General features: G+C 58.4%; 21 protein-coding genes. 3 read left to right on the forward strand and 18 right to left on the reverse strand.

The genetic code is table 11. The features are described 5' to 3' along the window. The first annotated feature begins 201 nt into the window (after positions 1–201). Positions 202–762 carry a fasciclin domain-containing protein gene (locus TU86_RS18325; protein ID WP_048365740.1) on the forward strand — a complete coding sequence of 187 codons (561 nt, stop codon included), beginning with the start codon at positions 202–204 and terminating at the stop codon, positions 760–762. A 200-nt stretch (positions 763–962) separates the two neighbouring features. After that, positions 963–1,562, forward strand: coding sequence for a hypothetical protein (locus TU86_RS18330; RefSeq protein ID WP_048365741.1), 600 nt, complete (start codon positions 963–965; stop codon positions 1,560–1,562). Here TU86_RS18330 and TU86_RS18335 read toward each other — a convergent pair. From TU86_RS18335 to TU86_RS18380, 10 genes are all read right to left on the reverse strand, one after another. After that, complete coding sequence (locus TU86_RS18335; RefSeq protein ID WP_048365742.1) at positions 1,538–2,311, reverse strand: C40 family peptidase; 774 nt, start codon at positions 2,309–2,311, stop codon at positions 1,538–1,540. The genes TU86_RS18330 and TU86_RS18335 overlap by 25 nt on opposite strands. A gap of 2 nt (positions 2,312–2,313) precedes the next feature. Beyond that, the gene (locus TU86_RS18340; RefSeq protein WP_048365743.1) at positions 2,314–3,066 is read right to left on the reverse strand and encodes a phage minor tail protein L; all 753 of its coding nucleotides are present in this window, start codon (positions 3,064–3,066) and stop codon (positions 2,314–2,316) included. Between the two features lie 12 nt (positions 3,067–3,078). Further along, positions 3,079–3,414, reverse strand: a complete 336-nt coding sequence (locus TU86_RS18345; RefSeq protein ID WP_047280221.1) for a phage tail protein — start codon at positions 3,412–3,414, stop codon at positions 3,079–3,081. A 3-nt stretch (positions 3,415–3,417) separates the two neighbouring features. Then, positions 3,418–6,885, reverse strand: a complete 3,468-nt coding sequence (locus TU86_RS18350; protein WP_048365744.1) for a phage tail tape measure protein — start codon at positions 6,883–6,885, stop codon at positions 3,418–3,420. Positions 6,886–6,889: 4 nt separating this feature from the next. Further along, positions 6,890–7,234 (reverse strand): DUF1799 domain-containing protein, encoded by a 345-nt coding sequence (locus tag TU86_RS22630; protein WP_420850430.1) that lies wholly within the window; start codon positions 7,232–7,234, stop codon positions 6,890–6,892. Continuing rightward, complete coding sequence (locus TU86_RS18360; RefSeq protein WP_048365746.1) at positions 7,207–7,596, reverse strand: phage tail assembly chaperone; 390 nt, start codon at positions 7,594–7,596, stop codon at positions 7,207–7,209. The genes TU86_RS22630 and TU86_RS18360 overlap by 28 nt, the downstream gene beginning before the upstream one ends. Positions 7,597–7,605: 9 nt before the next feature. Further along, on the reverse strand, positions 7,606–8,253 hold the full coding sequence (locus TU86_RS18365) for a phage tail protein (RefSeq protein WP_048365747.1): 648 nt from the start codon (positions 8,251–8,253) through the stop codon (positions 7,606–7,608). A gap of 69 nt (positions 8,254–8,322) precedes the next feature. Next, a complete protein-coding gene (locus TU86_RS18370) occupies positions 8,323–8,739 on the reverse strand; it encodes a phage tail terminator-like protein (protein ID WP_048365748.1) in 417 nt (138 codons plus the stop codon). After that, positions 8,736–9,332 (reverse strand): hypothetical protein, encoded by a 597-nt coding sequence (locus TU86_RS18375; RefSeq protein WP_048365749.1) that lies wholly within the window; start codon positions 9,330–9,332, stop codon positions 8,736–8,738. Before TU86_RS18375 ends, TU86_RS18370 begins: the two co-directional genes overlap by 4 nt. A gap of 1 nt (position 9,333) precedes the next feature. Beyond that, positions 9,334–9,726, reverse strand: coding sequence for a hypothetical protein (locus tag TU86_RS18380; protein WP_048365750.1), 393 nt, complete (start codon positions 9,724–9,726; stop codon positions 9,334–9,336). A 36-nt stretch (positions 9,727–9,762) separates the two neighbouring features. Between TU86_RS18380 and TU86_RS18385 the strand changes: the two genes are divergently transcribed. Further along, positions 9,763–9,984 (forward strand): hypothetical protein, encoded by a 222-nt coding sequence (locus TU86_RS18385; protein ID WP_048365751.1) that lies wholly within the window; start codon positions 9,763–9,765, stop codon positions 9,982–9,984. 10 nt (positions 9,985–9,994) lie between these two features. On the opposite strand, the gene TU86_RS18390 is transcribed toward TU86_RS18385, so the two are convergent. The 8 genes from TU86_RS18390 to TU86_RS18425 all read right to left on the reverse strand — a co-directional run bounded on the left by TU86_RS18390 (position 9,995) and on the right by TU86_RS18425 (position 17,056). After that, complete coding sequence (locus TU86_RS18390) at positions 9,995–10,372, reverse strand: hypothetical protein (RefSeq protein ID WP_048365752.1); 378 nt, start codon at positions 10,370–10,372, stop codon at positions 9,995–9,997. Positions 10,373–10,382: 10 nt separating this feature from the next. Continuing rightward, positions 10,383–10,688 (reverse strand): HeH/LEM domain-containing protein, encoded by a 306-nt coding sequence (locus tag TU86_RS18395; protein WP_048365753.1) that lies wholly within the window; start codon positions 10,686–10,688, stop codon positions 10,383–10,385. Between the two features lie 55 nt (positions 10,689–10,743). Next, positions 10,744–11,721 (reverse strand): major capsid protein, encoded by a 978-nt coding sequence (locus TU86_RS18400; RefSeq protein ID WP_048365754.1) that lies wholly within the window; start codon positions 11,719–11,721, stop codon positions 10,744–10,746. 3 nt (positions 11,722–11,724) lie between these two features. After that, positions 11,725–12,498 (reverse strand): hypothetical protein, encoded by a 774-nt coding sequence (locus TU86_RS18405; protein ID WP_048365755.1) that lies wholly within the window; start codon positions 12,496–12,498, stop codon positions 11,725–11,727. 83 nt (positions 12,499–12,581) lie between these two features. After that, positions 12,582–13,067 carry a DnaT-like ssDNA-binding protein gene (locus tag TU86_RS18410; protein WP_048365756.1) on the reverse strand — a complete coding sequence of 162 codons (486 nt, stop codon included), beginning with the start codon at positions 13,065–13,067 and terminating at the stop codon, positions 12,582–12,584. A gap of 8 nt (positions 13,068–13,075) precedes the next feature. Further along, on the reverse strand, positions 13,076–14,188 hold the full coding sequence (locus TU86_RS18415) for a minor capsid protein (protein WP_193387791.1): 1,113 nt from the start codon (positions 14,186–14,188) through the stop codon (positions 13,076–13,078). Beyond that, on the reverse strand, positions 14,106–15,566 hold the full coding sequence (locus TU86_RS18420) for a DUF4055 domain-containing protein (RefSeq protein WP_048365758.1): 1,461 nt from the start codon (positions 15,564–15,566) through the stop codon (positions 14,106–14,108). The genes TU86_RS18415 and TU86_RS18420 overlap by 83 nt, the downstream gene beginning before the upstream one ends. Beyond that, positions 15,566–17,056 carry a terminase large subunit gene (locus tag TU86_RS18425; RefSeq protein ID WP_048365759.1) on the reverse strand — a complete coding sequence of 497 codons (1,491 nt, stop codon included), beginning with the start codon at positions 17,054–17,056 and terminating at the stop codon, positions 15,566–15,568. Before TU86_RS18425 ends, TU86_RS18420 begins: the two co-directional genes overlap by 1 nt. Position 17,057 lies beyond the last annotated feature (1 nt).

Genomic DNA, 17,057 nt, shown 5'->3' on the forward strand with positions numbered 1-17,057 from the left:
TTGGATCAAGCTATAGCTTATCCGTGAGCAGCCTGTCCAGGCGTCCAGAGTGGTTGGAATGCCAGCGGCATCAAACAACAGGCGTGAGTAGGCGCAAGTCGCCCGTAAAAATTATTTCGTGAATTAGTGCATCCGGTTTGGTTTCTGGCTCGTAGATTCAATACCCTCACTCGGAGAGCATAAGAGCCAAGGAGATACATCATGCACGCTTTTTACAAAAAATTTGCTGCTGCAGCCTGCTTCGCGATCCTCTCCGTCACTGCCACGCTCAGCTTTGCCGCCGATACAGTGATGGTCGGAGGTGCAGCCATGTACCCAAGCAAAACCATTGTCGAGAACGCGGTCAATTCGAAGGACCACACGACGCTGGTAGCTGCAGTCAAGGCTGCTGGATTAGTCGATACGCTTAACAGCAAAGGCCCTTTCACTGTATTCGCCCCGACGAACGAAGCCTTTGCCAAGCTGCCAGCCGGGACCGTCGATACACTGGTCAAGCCTGAGCACAAAGCAGACATGACGAAAATCCTGACCTACCACGTCGTGCCTGGCACTCACACATCGGCGCAGCTAATGGCAGAGGCTAAAAAGAATGGCGGCACTGTGGTGCTGAAAACGGTTCAAGGTGAATCGCTAAACATCAAGCTGCATGACGGTAAGCTTTGGGTAGTAGATGCCAAGGGTGGTAAGGCTGGGATCAGCATCGCAGACGTTATGCAGTCCAACGGCGTAATCCACGTTGCCGACTCGGTCTTAATGCCTTAAACGCGCTTGAACCCGGCAGGCGTGTAGTTTGCCGGGTATTGACCTCCGTATAGAAACGTCAGTTACTGCCACTTCAAGGAAAGGCAAGCGCGTCGCTGGCCTTCCAAGCGGACGCATAACCAGGTGTACGAATCCTCAGTAACTCCTTGTCATCCCGCGATAGTAGCCTCCGCCCACTCAAACGCTTGTCAGGAGGCCCTATGTCGTCACTACTGTTCTACACGGATGAAAACGAAGCGATTGTGGCCACGGATACGCTTTTACATTATTCCGTCGATACGCCCCCAGGATACGTGAGTAAAGCTATCGCCATCCCGCACATGCGCATGGTCATCGCAGCGACAGGCTCCGCCCTGCTTTTCAGCCGCTGGGTCGGCCTTGTGAATAACCAAGGTTTTGCCCTCGATGTAGATGCGGTCGATGCTCATGCGCCCCAAGAGCTTCAGGCCCTCTGGAGCGAACTGGATCGCCATCTCCCCGCCCTCCGCGACCAATCTGCAACGATCTATCACTTCGGGATTTCCGACGACTCTGGAAAAGTCCATGGATTCGCTTACCGTTCTGGGTCGGACTTCAAATCCGAGCGTTTGGATTATGGGCTTGGTGTAAAGCCAGAGCTTGTAGACAAAGCGGGAATTGACTGGAATTCGTTTCCTGCGTGTGCGCCCGACATCATGCGTGCACAGTCGCGACAGGAGGACGAAAAGCCTAGGGATCGTGTTTACATAGGCGGCACGACTGAGGTCACTCATCTAACGAAAGACGGTTTTTCGATTTATTCGCTGGGCAATTTGGCTTGAGAGTCTTTGTGCCTGAGGATCAGGCGCGTCCGGTCATGCCAGGGGCCGCCGAAGACGATGATTTCCGACGGCCTGCCGTACAGGTGGTGCAGCAGGAACGGGCCTGGCCCGAACGTGTCGGAATCTTCGCCGGGCAACGCGGGGTCGGTACCCAGGTAAATCCCGGCATGGTTCGGGTGAGCAGTTCGCCCAATCGCCATAACTATCAAGTCGCCGCGCTGTGGCTGATCGACCCGCACAAAACCCGAAGCCTCGTAATTGGCCTCATAAAGACTCTTGCTCTCCGCACTCTCCCACCAGCCGTCCTCGCGTTTGAAGGCCTCGAACTCCAACCCCCACTCGCGCTTGTACCAATCAGCGCATGCCTCCCAGCAGTCCCACGCCCCATGAACGAACGGGCGCTTGAGCAGTGGCGTGCTGCCAGTCGGTGTAATCGAACGTAAATCCCCCTCCGGCCAGCTCAGAATGTGCCAAGGCAAGGCCGTGGCCTCGCACATGGCCAGATCGTGTGCTGACGGCCGACTGGTTGCGTCCGGGTGGGAGTGAACAATGCCTATAACCTCCCCCAAGTCTTCCGCAGCGGCGTAGTCCTCAGGCTCAAGGCGAAACTCTTCGTTTGGCTCGCTGGAAATGTTTCGGCACGGGAAGTACTGCTGCTTGCGCCCAATTGCCAGCAGCAGGCCGCAGCTTTCTTTGGGGTACTCAGCAGCCGCGTGCGCAGTAATCGCACTCAGTATGTGTTTGCGCATGATCAGCTCCGGGCTATCAGAGATACAGCGGGGAATCCACCGTGAGGAAGCTCTTCGTTTTCGCCGAAGCGCAACTTGCAGGACGACAGGCAGCCTTTGCAGATGTCCTTCGCTGGATCATCTGTAGGATTGTCTTCGTCATCAAACATCGCTGTCCCCGTGTAGTTACAGTCAGGGCCCCTGTAGCCCCCCGTCATGGCCCAGTGGCAAAACGTTGTCATTTGGCGCCCTGGCAGACCGTGGTTATCGATCTCGCCCGGGGAGGACAGCTCCCAGACCACGGCCTCGCCGTCCTCGCTGGTTTTCTGGTCGATAAACCAGATTTCCAGTGCTTCTTGCGTGGGGTCGGCCGTGGGATTGCCTTCGGGGAAGTTCTCGGCATCCAGGTACTGCGCCAATGTCTCGCGCACGGTGAGCTTGAACTTGAGCAGGTCTTCGAAGGCCAAACACAGCGCCGTCACCCGACCGTTGATGTTGCCTGCTATGAACGTTGGCCGAGTAGCTGTGCCGTCGCTGTCAGAGCCAAGGCCTTCAATGTTCACGGGCCACGCAGCGTATTCGTTGCCCTGCCAGAAAATCGACTTGGCAGGCAGATCTTCGTCGGAGCCTTGATAGGCCAGCAATTCATCCGGAGTATGCGGGATTGCATGCCCATGGAATCGCAGGTAATCCGCGCCGTATTCCGTGCCGTCGATTTCATACAGGCGAATTTCGCCGCCGGGCTCCAGTTTCTGGATGTCCGTGATTAATGCCATGTGAGGATTACCTTAGGGGTGAAACACTTGCTCGAAGGTGGCCGACAGGGAGTAGGTCAGCCCGCCGCGGGGTGAAGGCTTGTAACCGTTGCACTTGTAAAGACCCAGCTCGCCCAGTGGCGGCGTCCAGAGGAAGGCTTTCGCCCCTTGGTGCCGATCCAGAAACGCCATAATGGCCTTAATTCTGTCCTTGGGGCCGGTGTGCATAAACGGCCAAGACTGGGATTTGTTGTTGATCCCGTCCGTAGTCGTCTGCGCGTAGCCGTCGCCGAATTGCTTGGTGCGCACGCGCTGTTTGATCTCGCCTTCGCCCTTTTCGGTTTGCCAGGTGAATGTTTCGATTGCCATAAATCATCCTTTTACGTTTCGGCTGCTGACCTCGCCTTGGCGCCACGACTTGGCGATTTCCTCTCTGGCAACGACACGCATCCGGTCTTGCATGTTTCGCTGAAAAGCTTCGGTGTCGAGTTCAGCCCCTTCCGGGCGGCCTGACTCTTCGTCGGTCATCACCATCAAAGGCATGCTCAAGCTCAGGGAGGTCCCTCCACCGCCACCAACCGCCATTACGCCCAGCTTGCCGCTAGCGGTACGAGTCAGCGGCATGATGGCCTCTTCGCCTGCTTCACCCATGACCCCGGTTTTGCCGTTGGTCATACCGAACGCGGTCGGTTTGCTAACGATGGAGTTAGTGAAGGCGCCGCCATCAGCAAACATCTGTACGCCCGCATCCCAAGCACCGCCTTTGGCCTGCTGGATACCTGACCAACCGTCCATGATTTCAGGACTGTATCCGCCCTGCGTAGATCCTGCGGATGCAGTACCACCACCGAAATATGCGCCAGCCGCCGAGACGCCAACCCCTACCAGAGAGCTGAGAATCCCTGAAGCTGCCTGCCGTGATGCAATGCGCGCCATGTCCGCCAAAATCGACTTGGTGAAGTCCGCAAACGAAAGCTTCCCGGTCATGGCGAAGTTAACGACCGCATCTTCCATCGAGCTGAACGCGTTGCTGAACAGGCTTTTTGTTTGCCCTGCCACATCCCGGGCACTGTCCATGTAGTTCTGGAAAGCAGCCGTTGCCCCGTTGCGCCAATCACTTTGAGCGGCCGACATCTGCTCATAATTGCTGAGCGTGGTCTGCGCAAGGTCGGATTCGCTTTTATTGATGGCTGCGAGCTTCTGGTTGTACTCGTCCGCACTCATGTTGCGCGCGGCGTCGGCTTTATCCCGGGCCAGATCCAGGCGCTGCTGGTTGGCTTGGTCAGCAATGCCATTCAGCTCACCGTTGAGGGCGTTTTGACGGTCACCCTGACCAACGCCGAGCGCGGCCTGCTGCCCCGCCTGCTGCAACGCTTGATTCTGCCGACTCAGCGCATCGGTGTAGTTACTGATTGCCAAGGTTTGCTTTTTAAGGCGCCCCTCTTGATTGATTGCCAATACTTTTAACTGGCTGTCAGCGTCCTGCTGGGCCTTAACCATATCGGTGCGAGCATCGGCGATCTTCTTGTCCAGTTCGACCGCTTGCGCGGCTGAAGTGGTCTTTCTGGCCTTGGCCGACTCAAGCGCTGCTATCTCGGCCTCATACGCCGCGGTGATTTCGTCTTTCTCATTGCCGATCAGGCCTGCGCGCTTCCAGCCGTACTCTTCCTGCGAAACCAAGCCAGCCTTTTGCAGTGCATCCAACTCCTTTTGGGCGTTGGTGTACTCGGCGAGGATTGTTTTGATAGCGTTTTGAGAGGCGTTGAACTCCGTCAGGTCTACGGCGCCGACCGCTCCTTTTGGGACTTTCGGGTCTTTGTACTTATCTTTGATGTTCTGAAGGGATTTAGCCACAAACTCTGCCTGGACCAGAGGATCGTCCGGATTGGCCTTCTTCAGCACTTCTACATCACGCAGATAAGCCTTGGTGAGTTTGTCGCGCTTTTCTGCATTTGTAAGGCTGGCATCACTAATTTGCTTCAGCCGCTGCCCGGCATCTATACCTTCTTTTTGTATTCGGTTTCGCTCGCCGAGATAGCTGTTTTTGGATTTCTCCGCATCAATTTGAAGCTCGAGATAAGCCAGCTCACGCTGATCATTAGCAATGTCTCTGGTCTCAATACCAAGCGATGCTGCTCGTCCTCCGCGTCCCTTATTGGTGGCAAGGCGGTCTCGGATTTCTTGAGCTCGCTGCTCCATCGTAAGTGCGCGACCGACGTTGAGCGTTGCATCAAGCGCACCAGCGGCAGCATCTTTGATGCCTTTCCATGCTCGCTCTATGGTTCCGAGATTGTCAGTTATCTGTTGTGACCGTTCCTGAACGGTTTCCGCGTAGCTCTTGGTAAGAAGGTCAGCAGCAGCTGTGGTATTGCCTTGCTCCTTGAGCGCCACAATTTGCGAATAAACCGAAGCAGTCAGAAAGTGATACTGATCATTGAGTTCCTTAGCAGCTGCCACAGGATCTTTGGCGATTTTTATAAATTCAGCAATTGTCGCGTCGACAGACTTTCCAGTGGCGTCTTCCATCGCAGCGGCAGCATCGGCTATTCCCTTGAAGCTACTTTTTGCAATCACCCCGCTACTCGCCAGCTTGGCAAGTGATACAGCAGCCTCGCTGGTAGTACCATTTGTTGCGCTGATTTGTCGGGCCAAATCTGCCAGTTGATCAGCACTGGTACCGGCATAATTGCCAGTCAACACCAAAGATTTGTTGTATTCGTCGGCCTCTTTGCTTCCTTGGTAGTAGCCATAAATCAGAATACCCAACGCCGCGGCTGCGCCCGCTATCACTGCCGTCATGCCGACAAAACCGAGTGATGCTGCACTAACCACAGGCCGAATCGCACCTACCGCGCGCTGGGCATTTTCAGCCGCTTCGGCGGCGGTGTTCGAGCTTTCTGCCAGATCGGAAAGGCTGTCGCCCGCCTCGCCTGCGCTTTCTGCCAAGTCTTGGGAGTTTGCCGCTGCGCCAGCCAGCGAAGCCCCTAAGTCAGCAACACCCTCTCCACCCGAGAACAGAGATCGGAACTTGTCCCTCAATGCCGTTAGGGTGTTATCAACCCCGCCGAACGAGTCTTTGATCTGACCGCCCTGCTGAATCAGCACCATCAGCGGGTTCTGACCCCCAGCCAGGCTGGTGAAGATGTCAGTGAATTGCGCAGGCAGTTGGCGCAGCGCTTGTTCGGTTTGCCTGGCACTGATGCCCGTTTTCGACAGACCATCGTCAAAACCGCTCAAGCTCTTGCGCGTGGAATCAATACGGGCCGAATAGTCCTTGAAGGTTTCCGCATCAATCAACCCGGTCTTGCGATATTGCTCCAGCTTGGCCTGCTGCTCATCGAGGCGCGCCAGTGCCGCAACAGCCGGGTTGATCTGACCCAGCAGCTTAGCCAAACCATCGGCCTGAACGCCGGTGGCTGCCGCCGCTTGGCGAGTGGATTGGGCTTGTTGCTCAACAGTCCCGACCAGAGCATCGGCATCCGCCTTAAGCCGTCGATTGAGCGCCGCGAAATCGGTGGTTGTGGCCCGAGCCGCGTCCATGGCGGAGGTGCTGGAGTTCACGCTGGAAGCGAGGCTCTTCAGGTACTCGCTTGAGTCCAGGGATGCCTTGGCCATGGCAAGCAGGCGAGCCTTGGCATCCTCCGTGGTTTCAGCCAGCTTGGTTTCAGCGCCCGCCAAGCCAGAAGCCGCCGCCGAGGCCTTGCCGAAACCCTCGCTGATGCCTTCTGCTGCTTTTTCGGCTTTTTCGCCTGCTTGAACGAGCTTTTCAAGCTCTGTACTGGCCTTGGTGACATCGCCGGTCTGCACGGCAATTCCAAGGCTCGCAATATCGCCACTCATGCCGTCATCCTTTATTCATTTGCTCAGACATGACGAGCATGGCTTCGGCTTCCAAAACCCGAAGGTCAGGGAAGAGTTTGATCGTGTTTTTTTTGGTAAAGCCCGAGAGGCTGGCGGTGTCGTAGATCGCCGAATAATCAAGGCCGGTAGCCCCGCACGCGCCGGTGCGCCACTGCGTCGACAGCGCTTCAAAAAGCCGGAATGCCTGCCAGTTATCTGGCCAGACTTCGACGGTGTCGTCGTAGTCTGTCGAGGTCAGACCGAACAGACTGAGCTGCTCGGATGACGCCGAAGGTTCGTACAGTGCGCGACCGACCTCGATCAGTTTCCCAGGCGTGCTGCCTCGAATGCACCCTGATAGGCTTTAACGATTGCATCCCCAGCGCCCGCTGACGTTTCCACCAGCGCCCGAATGGATTCCTGGCTGAGCTTGACGTCATAGCCCCAGTCAACAACCAAGGCTTCGACCTGGCTCACCTGGTGCTCGATATTGGCTTCCGTCAGAGCAACGATGGTCAGCTCGGCGCCCATTTCCTTGAAGCGCACCTCATCCGCCTTGAAAGCCTCCTGCCACGACAGGAACAATGCAGCCAAGGCCTTGCGGTCTCGGTACTTGAACTCGAAAGGTACCTTGTCGGGCTCAGCGCCAACTCGAGGGATTTCAACGGTGACCTTAAATGTGGGGTTTTGCTGAATTTTGAACTTGGCCATGAGTGCTCCTTACACCAGATAACGGGTCGGTTCGGCCTGCAAAGCCAGGTTAACGGTGCGGGTCAGCACGTTGTTGCGCGAGACCGTCGGCTGCTTGGAAAACGAGGTATAGGCACCGTAGAAAATGGTGTCATTGCCGGGCAGGTTCAGGCGCGCAGCTTCCACCTTACGACCTGCGTCAGCGGCCTCCAGTACTTTCACGAATGGCTTGCCCGGGTCATCGGCAATGGTCAATGCCATGCTGGCTGCCGACTTGTCGGTTGGCACTTGACGACCTTGTTTGTCTTCCAGAAAAACCACGTCCGTGTACTGCTGCTCGCCGCCGGAAAACGCCACGTCTGTGATTTGCGGAATCTGCACCCACGTTTCGATCTTCTTCAGGGTTCCGCCGCCTGAGCCTGCGGGGAAGCTTTGCGTGTCCGAGGTATCGATATCCTCAAGAGTGATCGACACCGCTGTTGCGGCCTTAACACGTACAACACGCCCATTGAGGGTGCTCCAGCCGGACTCAACCAGCACGATATCGCCCACCTCCAAATCGGCGTCTGCGACCGTGGCCACGGCTTCAGTAGCGTTGCTGATCGCAGTGAACGTCAGTGCCGCGGCATAGGTAGCGGCATGCTGGAACGTACCGCCGTTGGGGAGTTTGTAGCCCATGGCTTTTACCTCTCTCAGAAATGACAAAACCCGCTCAAGGCGGGTTCGGGGTTTGCCCAATGGGCGGGATTAGTTGGTATCGGCGCGATACGAAAAAGAAACAGAAACCGTGTAAACGGAATCGCCCGTGATGCCTGGGCCCGGATCTACAGGCGACATGTTGATCACCGTAACTTCGCCCTTCGTGCTTCTGGCATAGAGCGGAAATAAGCTCGTCAGCTCAGACGCCAGTGGATTGGTTTCGGTCTTCCCTGTGCCCGCCGGGGCAATGATGCTTACTTGAAATACGCCAGTGTACAGCCGGTGATCACCGCCGAGGGTATTACTCGCGGTATCGCCCGGGATCATGAACGCGCGAAGGTAGGTTTCTCCCGCCGCCGGTGTATATGCCGTGTTTTCAAAGACGATCTTCAGCTTCTGCGCCCGGGCAGCGTTCCAGGCGATGAGCTTTGCCTCGTAGATCGAAGCGATAATTGCGTGACTCATACCTGGTTGTTCCTGATGGCCTCCAGCACGATCTGCTGAAAGCGAGCCACGGTAACTCTGACCATGCCGCCGGGGGCCTGGTTGGAATGGCCGAACTCAAGCGGGATCGCATAGCCGAGACTGTTGGTGATGTAGCAGGTGTCGCCCGCCTTGAATTCGATTGCGCCGGCAGCGATACGCGCTGTTGACTTGGTGCCCGTCGGGTCCACCTCTTCTGTCGTGGCGTTGTTCGGTGTGCCGATACTGAACATCCAGTTACCGCGGAACCGGCCGCCGACGTAGCCTGCCGGTGCGACGATGTCCATGCCGTCGTGCACCTTGCGCCCCGGCCTTAGCCTGCCAGCCTTTGTGAGGTTGGCAGGATCGCTCCGCAGTGCGCTGTTGTGGTCATCGACGGCCTTGTTGTATTGGGTCGCCACAGCGTTCTGCGCCCAGATCTCCGGGTTACCCACGGGAGACATGCGAATCAGGCTGCTACCGACCTCGATGATGATCTCGCGCAGGCTTGCGTCAATGGCTTCACTGGCCTGGGCGGCGAACGCGACCAGGCTCAGGGCGAAGCTGCCGGACTGGCCGGCGCCTTTACTTGCCATGTCACGTCCTCAGTTGAGCTGTCCACGTCGCATCGACCGGATCGGCGGATACGTTCATAACGCGCAGGCCGTTGACGATATCGCCAATAGCAGGGACTGCCGGTAACGCCGTCGACACGCCGCCCTCTGACACGAATAGCTCGTTTTGCAGCACCAGCAGCTTTTTGTCGGTGGTCTGGATCAGGGAGCCGTCGATCTCCTTGGACAGGTAGCTGCCCAGAACACCGCGTCCGGCGTACATGACTGTGGTCTCCGGCATTTCACCGCCCAGGTCAGGGTCATACTCGCCCGCAACCTTGCGAATACCGGTCACTGATGTAACCGCGTCGGCGAGCCCTTCGGGATCGTCAAGGGATTCGGCCAGCTCGGCCTGGATCTCTTCGCGCATGCCCATATGCAATACTCTCGATAACTAACAAAGGATTTGATGATGAAAAGACCGGAATGCAAAGCGGCTATCCCCACCCTTGCGCGGGAATGGGCAGGAACACAGAATCAGCCAGTAGGATGGCATCCATCTTTCAGTGAATTCGTCAATTGGCTCAAACAAAACGGGCAAGGCCACTATCTGGATTTCAGGAGCAGGATGGGATCCTTATATGATGCCGAGCAGTGGTTCGATGATGCGCTAAACCAGAAATGGCGTAACTGAAGTCCTGGAATCAAATTCTTTTCAGCATCAGAACGCCAGTGCGCTTTCTCCACGGCTCCAGCAGGGCCAAGGCGAAGCTCACGCTCGCCGATTGATCGGTAGAGCCAGCCACGTAGGTCTTGCTCACAGACGTGCCGGACTGGGCCGATACCGTCTTGCTCTGCACTTCCTTCTGCGTTGCTGTGTACAGCTTGCCCGCCGCCGCCTCTTTGGCGACCTGGGCGCCGGCTGTTTTGATCTCGGCCGGGACCGGATCGGGAACAGCCCGCTTAATCTTGGCCGTGAGCCAGGCATTGGCCATGGTCACAGCAAGGACCGGATCACCGGTGCCGGCCCAGTCAGGACCGAGCTGGGCGTCAACATCGGCAACAGTGATGAAATCGGTCATATGCTTGTCCTTATTCCGCAGGCACCAGGGCCTGCAGGTCTTCTTTCTTGGCGGTCGGGTCGAAGGCGATCTGCTTGGCGGTCAGCCACTCTTTCAGCTCGGGGACCTTCATTTTGAGATGGTCGGTTTCAGGGACTTCCCGCTCCTTGCCGTCGGAAACCTTGATGCCGGCAGCCTGGTAAGCATCGAAGATATCCGGTGCATCGCCATCAACGACCACCTCGGTCGCGGAGCCGATGACGCCGAAAAACTCGCTCAGCAGGCGGTAGCACACGCCGCGCTCTTTGCCAGGCTTGTCCGTGTAGATCACTTTCATAAGTCACCTCAAAAGCATCCCGGCGCCATACGGGCGCCAGGCTGTGTGGGCCGAATTACGGCGTGGTGGTACCGCTGATCACAGCGGCGAACGGAACCTGCTTGCGGCTGAACACGCGCTGCCAGTTCGCAGCAGCTGCGTACTGAGTCGAGGTCGGGCTGAGGTTCTGAGCCTCAGAGCCCTTCCAGCTGAAGCCGGCAGGCTGGAGGATGTAAGTCTTCCGCTCCCACAGCACTTCGGCACCGCCGCCATTACCGCCGCCAGGCTTACGCTCCAGTTCTACCGGAACCTTGGGCGTGCCTTCGCCGTAACCGAACGCGCCCTGGCCGAAGAACACGGACAGGTACTTGCCCGCGCCATACACCAGAGCATCGTCCATGAACACCGGCTTACCCAGATAGGTGGCCAGAATGATCTTGCCGTCGGAGTCACGCAGGTACTCGATGAGGTCTTGCTTGACCATCTGGTTCATCACCACCGAGTGCACGCCGATCGCGCCGAACTGGTCAGCAGCATCGCCGGCGGTGAAGGCGGCATCCTGGAAGGCGTTCGCGCTGATGGTCGCACCCGCATCGATGACCATGTCACCGCCGTTGTTGGCGATGTTCGAGGCGATGATGCCGCGAGCCGCGCCCAAGGTGTAACGCTGCCACTGGCGTGTCCAGTAGGTGCCAAAACGGTTACGAATTTGCTGCTGAGGCTCGGTGTTCGCCAGCTCAGCGGTCAGGTCGGTGACGCCATAGCCTTTGTTGAGGTACAGGACGCGGGCACGCATGCTGTCTTGGGTGACCTTACCGACTTCGCCTTGGTCGTCCGGGTCGTCGTTGCTGATGTTCGGCGCTTCATCGGCGTTGAGATCCTGCCAGTAGCTGATCTCGGCGGTGCCCTGGCTGCCGGAGGCGATCGCGTCCAGCACGGGCGATCGAGTCACGATGCCCGACTCGTACACAGCGGTCTTTTCCGGGCTGTTAACCGGTGCCAGGGAGGCGTAGTAGTCGCCGACGAAGATGTCGGTCAATTGGGTAGTTGGCATGGATTAGGTTCCTTTGGTGGCCTGGATTTTCTTGAAGAGATCGGGATTGTCACGGGCGATCGCAGCGCGTTCGGTTTCCGTGTACTCGCCCCACTTTTTCGTGGCCTTGCCACCGTTGTCGCCGGTCTGCCCGGCGCCCTGAGCCCTTGGCCACAGGTGCGTTGCTGTTTCACGCAGAGATTCCGCCCATTCGAGCGGCGACAGCGGGGTTTTCCCGTCTTTCCCGTACACGACCTCGCCGTCACGGTCGGTGGCAATTGCCTCGCCGTCTTCACTGAGTTTGAAAGTGCCCCGGGCGCGCAGGATGATGTCCTCGGCAGCCTCGGGGAGCGCGCCGGCCTTGATGGCAGCAGCGCGGATGGAATCGGCCAGCACCTTGTCGCTGTACTTGGCGGCGAATTGCTCGGCCTTATCGGCGCGAGTCTTCTCGGCGCTCAGCTTGGTGTCGTAGTCGCTGCGCAGGCGCTCGGTGCGGCGAGTGATCACCTCGTCCAGCTTGCCTTCAGCGATGAGCTTGGTTTCTTCGTCCTGGCCAACCTTCGCAAGCAGCCCCTTGACCGCTTCGATGTCCAGGCCTTCGAACTGCCCCTTCAGCTTGTCCAGTTCGGTTTTGATGGTCCGGTTCGAGCCCAGCAACTCCTGGTTCTTGGACTTGAGGCCGGTTACTTCCTTGTCCAGATACTCCTGAACCTTTCCGACTAGCGCCTCCTGAAGGGCTGCGGTCTGAGTTGCGTCGAGGGTGAGGCCAGCGGCGGCCGGGTCAAATTCAAATGGCATAGGTATCCCCTGGGGACTTGGTTGGCCCGCCTGACGGGCATAAAAAAACCGCCCATTGGGCGGCTTGGTGTGAATTCTGTGGTTTATCGGACTATCGAAAGCCCCCGCATGACCAGGTAGTCGGCGAACTGTGTCCTGCTCGGCGCGTACGGCGGCGGTCGCATACGCAGGCCTGGCGTATCTCGATTCAATAGAGTCCGCCGCCCGTTCGGCTCGGTACAGTGAGTCGGCTCTTCGATCTGGCAGCCCTGCTCAGCGGCGTAAAGTTCGACCGCCAGCCGCACCTGACCCCACTCAAGCTCAAAGGGCACGAATGTCTCCGAAAGCGTCTGGTATTCGATCTTGCAGTCACGCCGGGGCCAGGCCATTGCCTGTTTAGGATTGGCCTTTCGCCCCTTCCAATGGCGAGCATTGATGTCGGCGGCTGCGCGCAGCAACAATTCGACCTGCTCAGTCTCAGCTTCAGGTATCCGGAACCCGTAGTAGTCGCGGTAGAAGGTCAGCTTCTCCAGCGGCACGAAGCTATTCGCGTCTGGGCTGCCCTTCCCGTCCTCAACGATGATCTGCATGTGCTATCTCAACCTGGTTGAGCGCCGAGTGTAACGCCTGCGCGGATGAACATGTCAGGTTCGGCTTCCTTAAGCTGCGCCAGAGTCAGCGGCTTGAACGACTTGTCGAGCTGTAGCTTGGCGAACTTCTCCGGCGTCAGCCCTCCATCGCGGAACAACTTGCCCCGGACCGGCCCGAGAGCATGATCCTGAAAGCTCGCCGGTTGCGTTGCCAGCCACTCGTAATAGTTCTGACCTGCCTCAACCTGCGACCCGCCGTTATCGCCCACCGAGGCGCGTGTGGCGTCCTTGGCGAACATCTCCGAAAGCTTCGTGATCGGCACCGTGGTTGACCGGCAGCAGATGTGCGCCGGAGGTAGCGGGCCTTTGCCCAGGTCGAAGCGCATACCATCCAAGCCTTTGCATTGCTGCGAGGTTTTGCGGTCGAGCGTAGACACCCAACGGTAGCCCAGCACCACGTCGCTGTTGGCCTTCAGCGTCTCCATTCGTGCCGTGGTGGCTACGTGCTGGATTGCCGTCTGCACCACGGCGGCAGCATTGCGGTTGCTCACCGCCAACACGCCATCCGTGAAGTTCTGCGCCGCAGTTCCGCGAATCGCCTGAATGATCTGGGCGTTGGTCTGGCCCTGGCCGAAGCCGAGCCGGATCGTGTTGGTGACGCGCATCGTCTCGGTCCGCGTCCAGCCGCTGACGAAGCTCTTCAGCAGCTTCCCGCCGTCGATGCCCTTTACCTGAAGCGGATAGGAGAACACCGCCGCACGGATCACCGTGTTGGTCGGCACCACCGCGTCGATGGACAGTGCATTGCTCAGGCTTTTGGCCTCAAAGCTCGACTCGTACAGCGCGATATCGACCAGATCGGCCTGCACCAGGTCGCCGTAGGCCTTGTAGATATCCAGCAGCTTGCCGTCCACCCGAGCCAGGAACTGCTCAAGGCGGTCCCGGCTGTAGGTGGTCAGCTCCTTGCGGGTCAACTGCTCCCGCACCAGCCTGTCGATCTGCCGCAGGTACTTCTCGAACTTCTTGACCTCGCCGGCCTTAAGTCGCTCCAGCATTACCGAGTGGCGGGTCGTCTGCTCCAGCAGTTGGCTGTCCGCCTGCGCCAGGCTTGTCGTTGGCATCGTCTTTGTCCAAGTTGATGCCGGCCGACTCGCGCTCATCGCTGATCAGGTCGGCCTCTTCGTCGTATGGGCGGTCCGGCAACTTGCCGGTGGTGAGGTACTGCCAGTAGGTGTCGGCGCTGATCGTGCCAGCCATCACGCCCTTGAGCAGTTCGGCAAGTACTTGGGCATCGACCACTGGAGTCACGAACTCAGGGTTTACCTTGAACTTGACCTGCTTGGGGTCGTAGCCTTTCCACTCAGCGGCGTATCGCAATCCCTGTTCCACTGCCTCGGCGACCGTGATGACGATGCTGTGCAATGTCGCGTGCTGGTCGTTCTGGCGCGTCTTTCTGGCCTCGCCCGACTCAGTGCCAGCCACGTCCATGACCTTGGCGCCGGCCTCAAGCGCGGCGTTCTTCTGGTCATCCATGGCCTTGCGCACTGCTTCGATGCCGGCGCCTTGGAACTCCAGGTAACCGCACTCGCCATTCGGACCAAGATCCCAAGCCGCCGATGGCCCGGTGACGCTCAACTCGACCGCCTCATCCAGACCAGAGACCCACGGCTGCGGGTGGCTGGTCTGGTGCAGCGAGGTGAAGTAGTCAGCGCTCAACTGGTAGGACTTCAGCGCGGCCCGCGCCATGGTGAGCAACGGCACCTCGTCGACGTCAGGTGAATTATCGGTCGAGCCGCAGTAGATGACGGGCAAATAGGCCAGGCCTTTGACGAGACGGTTGTCGGTACCGGTGGTGCCCAGCGGGCGTTCGTCGTCGATCAGCTCGCCAGCCTCGTTGCGTACGGCCGTGTAGCAGACCTCGCCCAGCATGAAGAATTCACGGAAAACCGTGTCGCAGTCATGACTGTAGCGATCGCCGCCCTTCTTGCGAAACTCGCGAAATACCGAGAGGACCAGGTCCTGCCGGCCGCCTTGATCAGCAGTATCCCAGTTGATCGCGTTGCGTGTGGCGTACGTCGAGAAGTATGGCTCACCGCTTTCGTCGATGTTCACCACCAGCGGCACACGACCGTGGGAGATCGCCTGGCGCACCATCCGGAAGAACAGCTGCTTCAGGCCGAAACCGTCCGCTGTTGCGTTGTCCTCCAGCCCTTTCAGGCCGCTAGGCAGCTCAATCTCCGGGATCAGCCGGGAGACTAGGCCCATCATCGAACGCAGCGAGTCACGCACCCAATGCTCGTACTGGGCTCGGTCTGTGTAGTTCTGGTACAGGTACTTGTTGCCGGGGCCGTCGATCTTTTCAGCTTCAACCATGCCGCTCGGCTTGGGTAGGTTGCGCTCGTTGCGCTTCACGGCGCACTCACCCTCGAGCGCGTCGTCCATCATTTCCCACTCGGCGATGTGCACGTCGTAGTCGGGGTTTGTCGATTGCACTGGCATCAGGCCAAGCCTCCAATTCGGCGTGTTCCGCCTGTGCGTTTGCGTCGGCCCATCGAGACGGCGAAGTAGCGGAAGGCGTCCGCGCCGTGCGATGACCAGTCGTGAAGCGGTTTGTCTTTCCAGCAGCCCCGCTTGTCGTCCCACTCCTTTCGGTAGTTCTCCAGGCAGGAAATACCCAGTTCGCACTTGGACTCATCGAAGGCACAGGCCGGAAGGATCTCCCGAACCTGCTCAATGCCCTCATCGATGCCGAGCTTTGGAACAACGCTGAACTTGAGGCTGTATTTTTGCCCGTCGATCTCGTAGCCCTCCCGGGCCAGCTCGCGCCGGGTCTTGCCGTCGCTGCCGAATTCGCGGTTGTCGATGTCGTGTGGGCCCCAGTGATCGCCATACGTGTATTTGCGATCCTTGAGCACCTTCATGTAGTGCCGCAGGCCTTCGCCGCTGTTCTCATAGAAATCGATGACGTGGTATTCCTCGCCGACGATCCGAACGAACCAGATGGCCGTAGAGTCGCCGACACCGATATCCCATACCGTGTGCACCGGCAGATGACTGTTGTCCGGCAGTGGGCCAATGCGCTGAGCGCCATACAGCTTGGTGAACTGTTTGGCGTAGTACGCGCCCTCGATCGACTGCTGGAAGGCCTCAGCCGGCAGAGACGGGTATTCCCGCTTCATGTCGTCGCCGAGCGTCTTCTCCTTGGCCGCGTACCAGGCGCGCTGGCCTGGGTTCGTGTCAATGCCGTGCTTCGCGAACAGTTCGTTGAAGTAGTCGGCCAGGCGCTGCGGGATGACCACATCGGTCGGGTCAAGCCAATAGGCCTTGTTCTTCCACCAGGAGAAGAAGAAAAACTTCCAGTCCAGCAAGCCCAGGGGCACGCCAGCCAGTTGCTGCCGCTCCGCGCTCTGCGAGTAGTCGAAGAAGTAGCCTGCCCGGCCCTCCGCCGTCGATTCAATCGTGACGAAGCAATCGGTGGCGACAGCCTCGAAGGCGCCGGTGACGATCTCTCGGGCCTTGTGGGGAAACTTGGCGCAGATCTTCCCGAACTCGGATACGTGCAGATACCGTAGAGTCCCGCCCCGGAAGGATGTGGACACGTAGAGCGATCCGCCCTTGCTGAACACAAGCTCACCAGCAGCATCGTTAGAAGCAGGGTTGGCAGCGCGTATCTCAACAGGAAGGTTGTCGTAGGCATATTTGACCTTCTCCCGAAACAGACGTTTGGCGTCGTTCAGGGTGTGAGCGATCAGGGCGCACTTGGCGGACTCGAACAATGCAGCGTCGAGCTGGATGATGCAGCACTCAGTGGTGAAGCCGAGTTGCCGAGCCTTCAGGATGATGTTGCGGGTGTGCATCCCCTCGAAGTATTCGATCTGCTCGTCCGTCATCCGGAAGCGAACCTTCTTGCCCCCTTTGTCTGTGATGAAGTAGAGGTTGTTAAGGCGCCAGCGCTTGTCCCTGAGCAATTTCATGTGCTCGGGCTTCATG

The organism is Pseudomonas weihenstephanensis (genome assembly GCF_001043055.1).
Lineage (GTDB): Bacteria > Pseudomonadota > Gammaproteobacteria > Pseudomonadales > Pseudomonadaceae > Aquipseudomonas > Aquipseudomonas weihenstephanensis.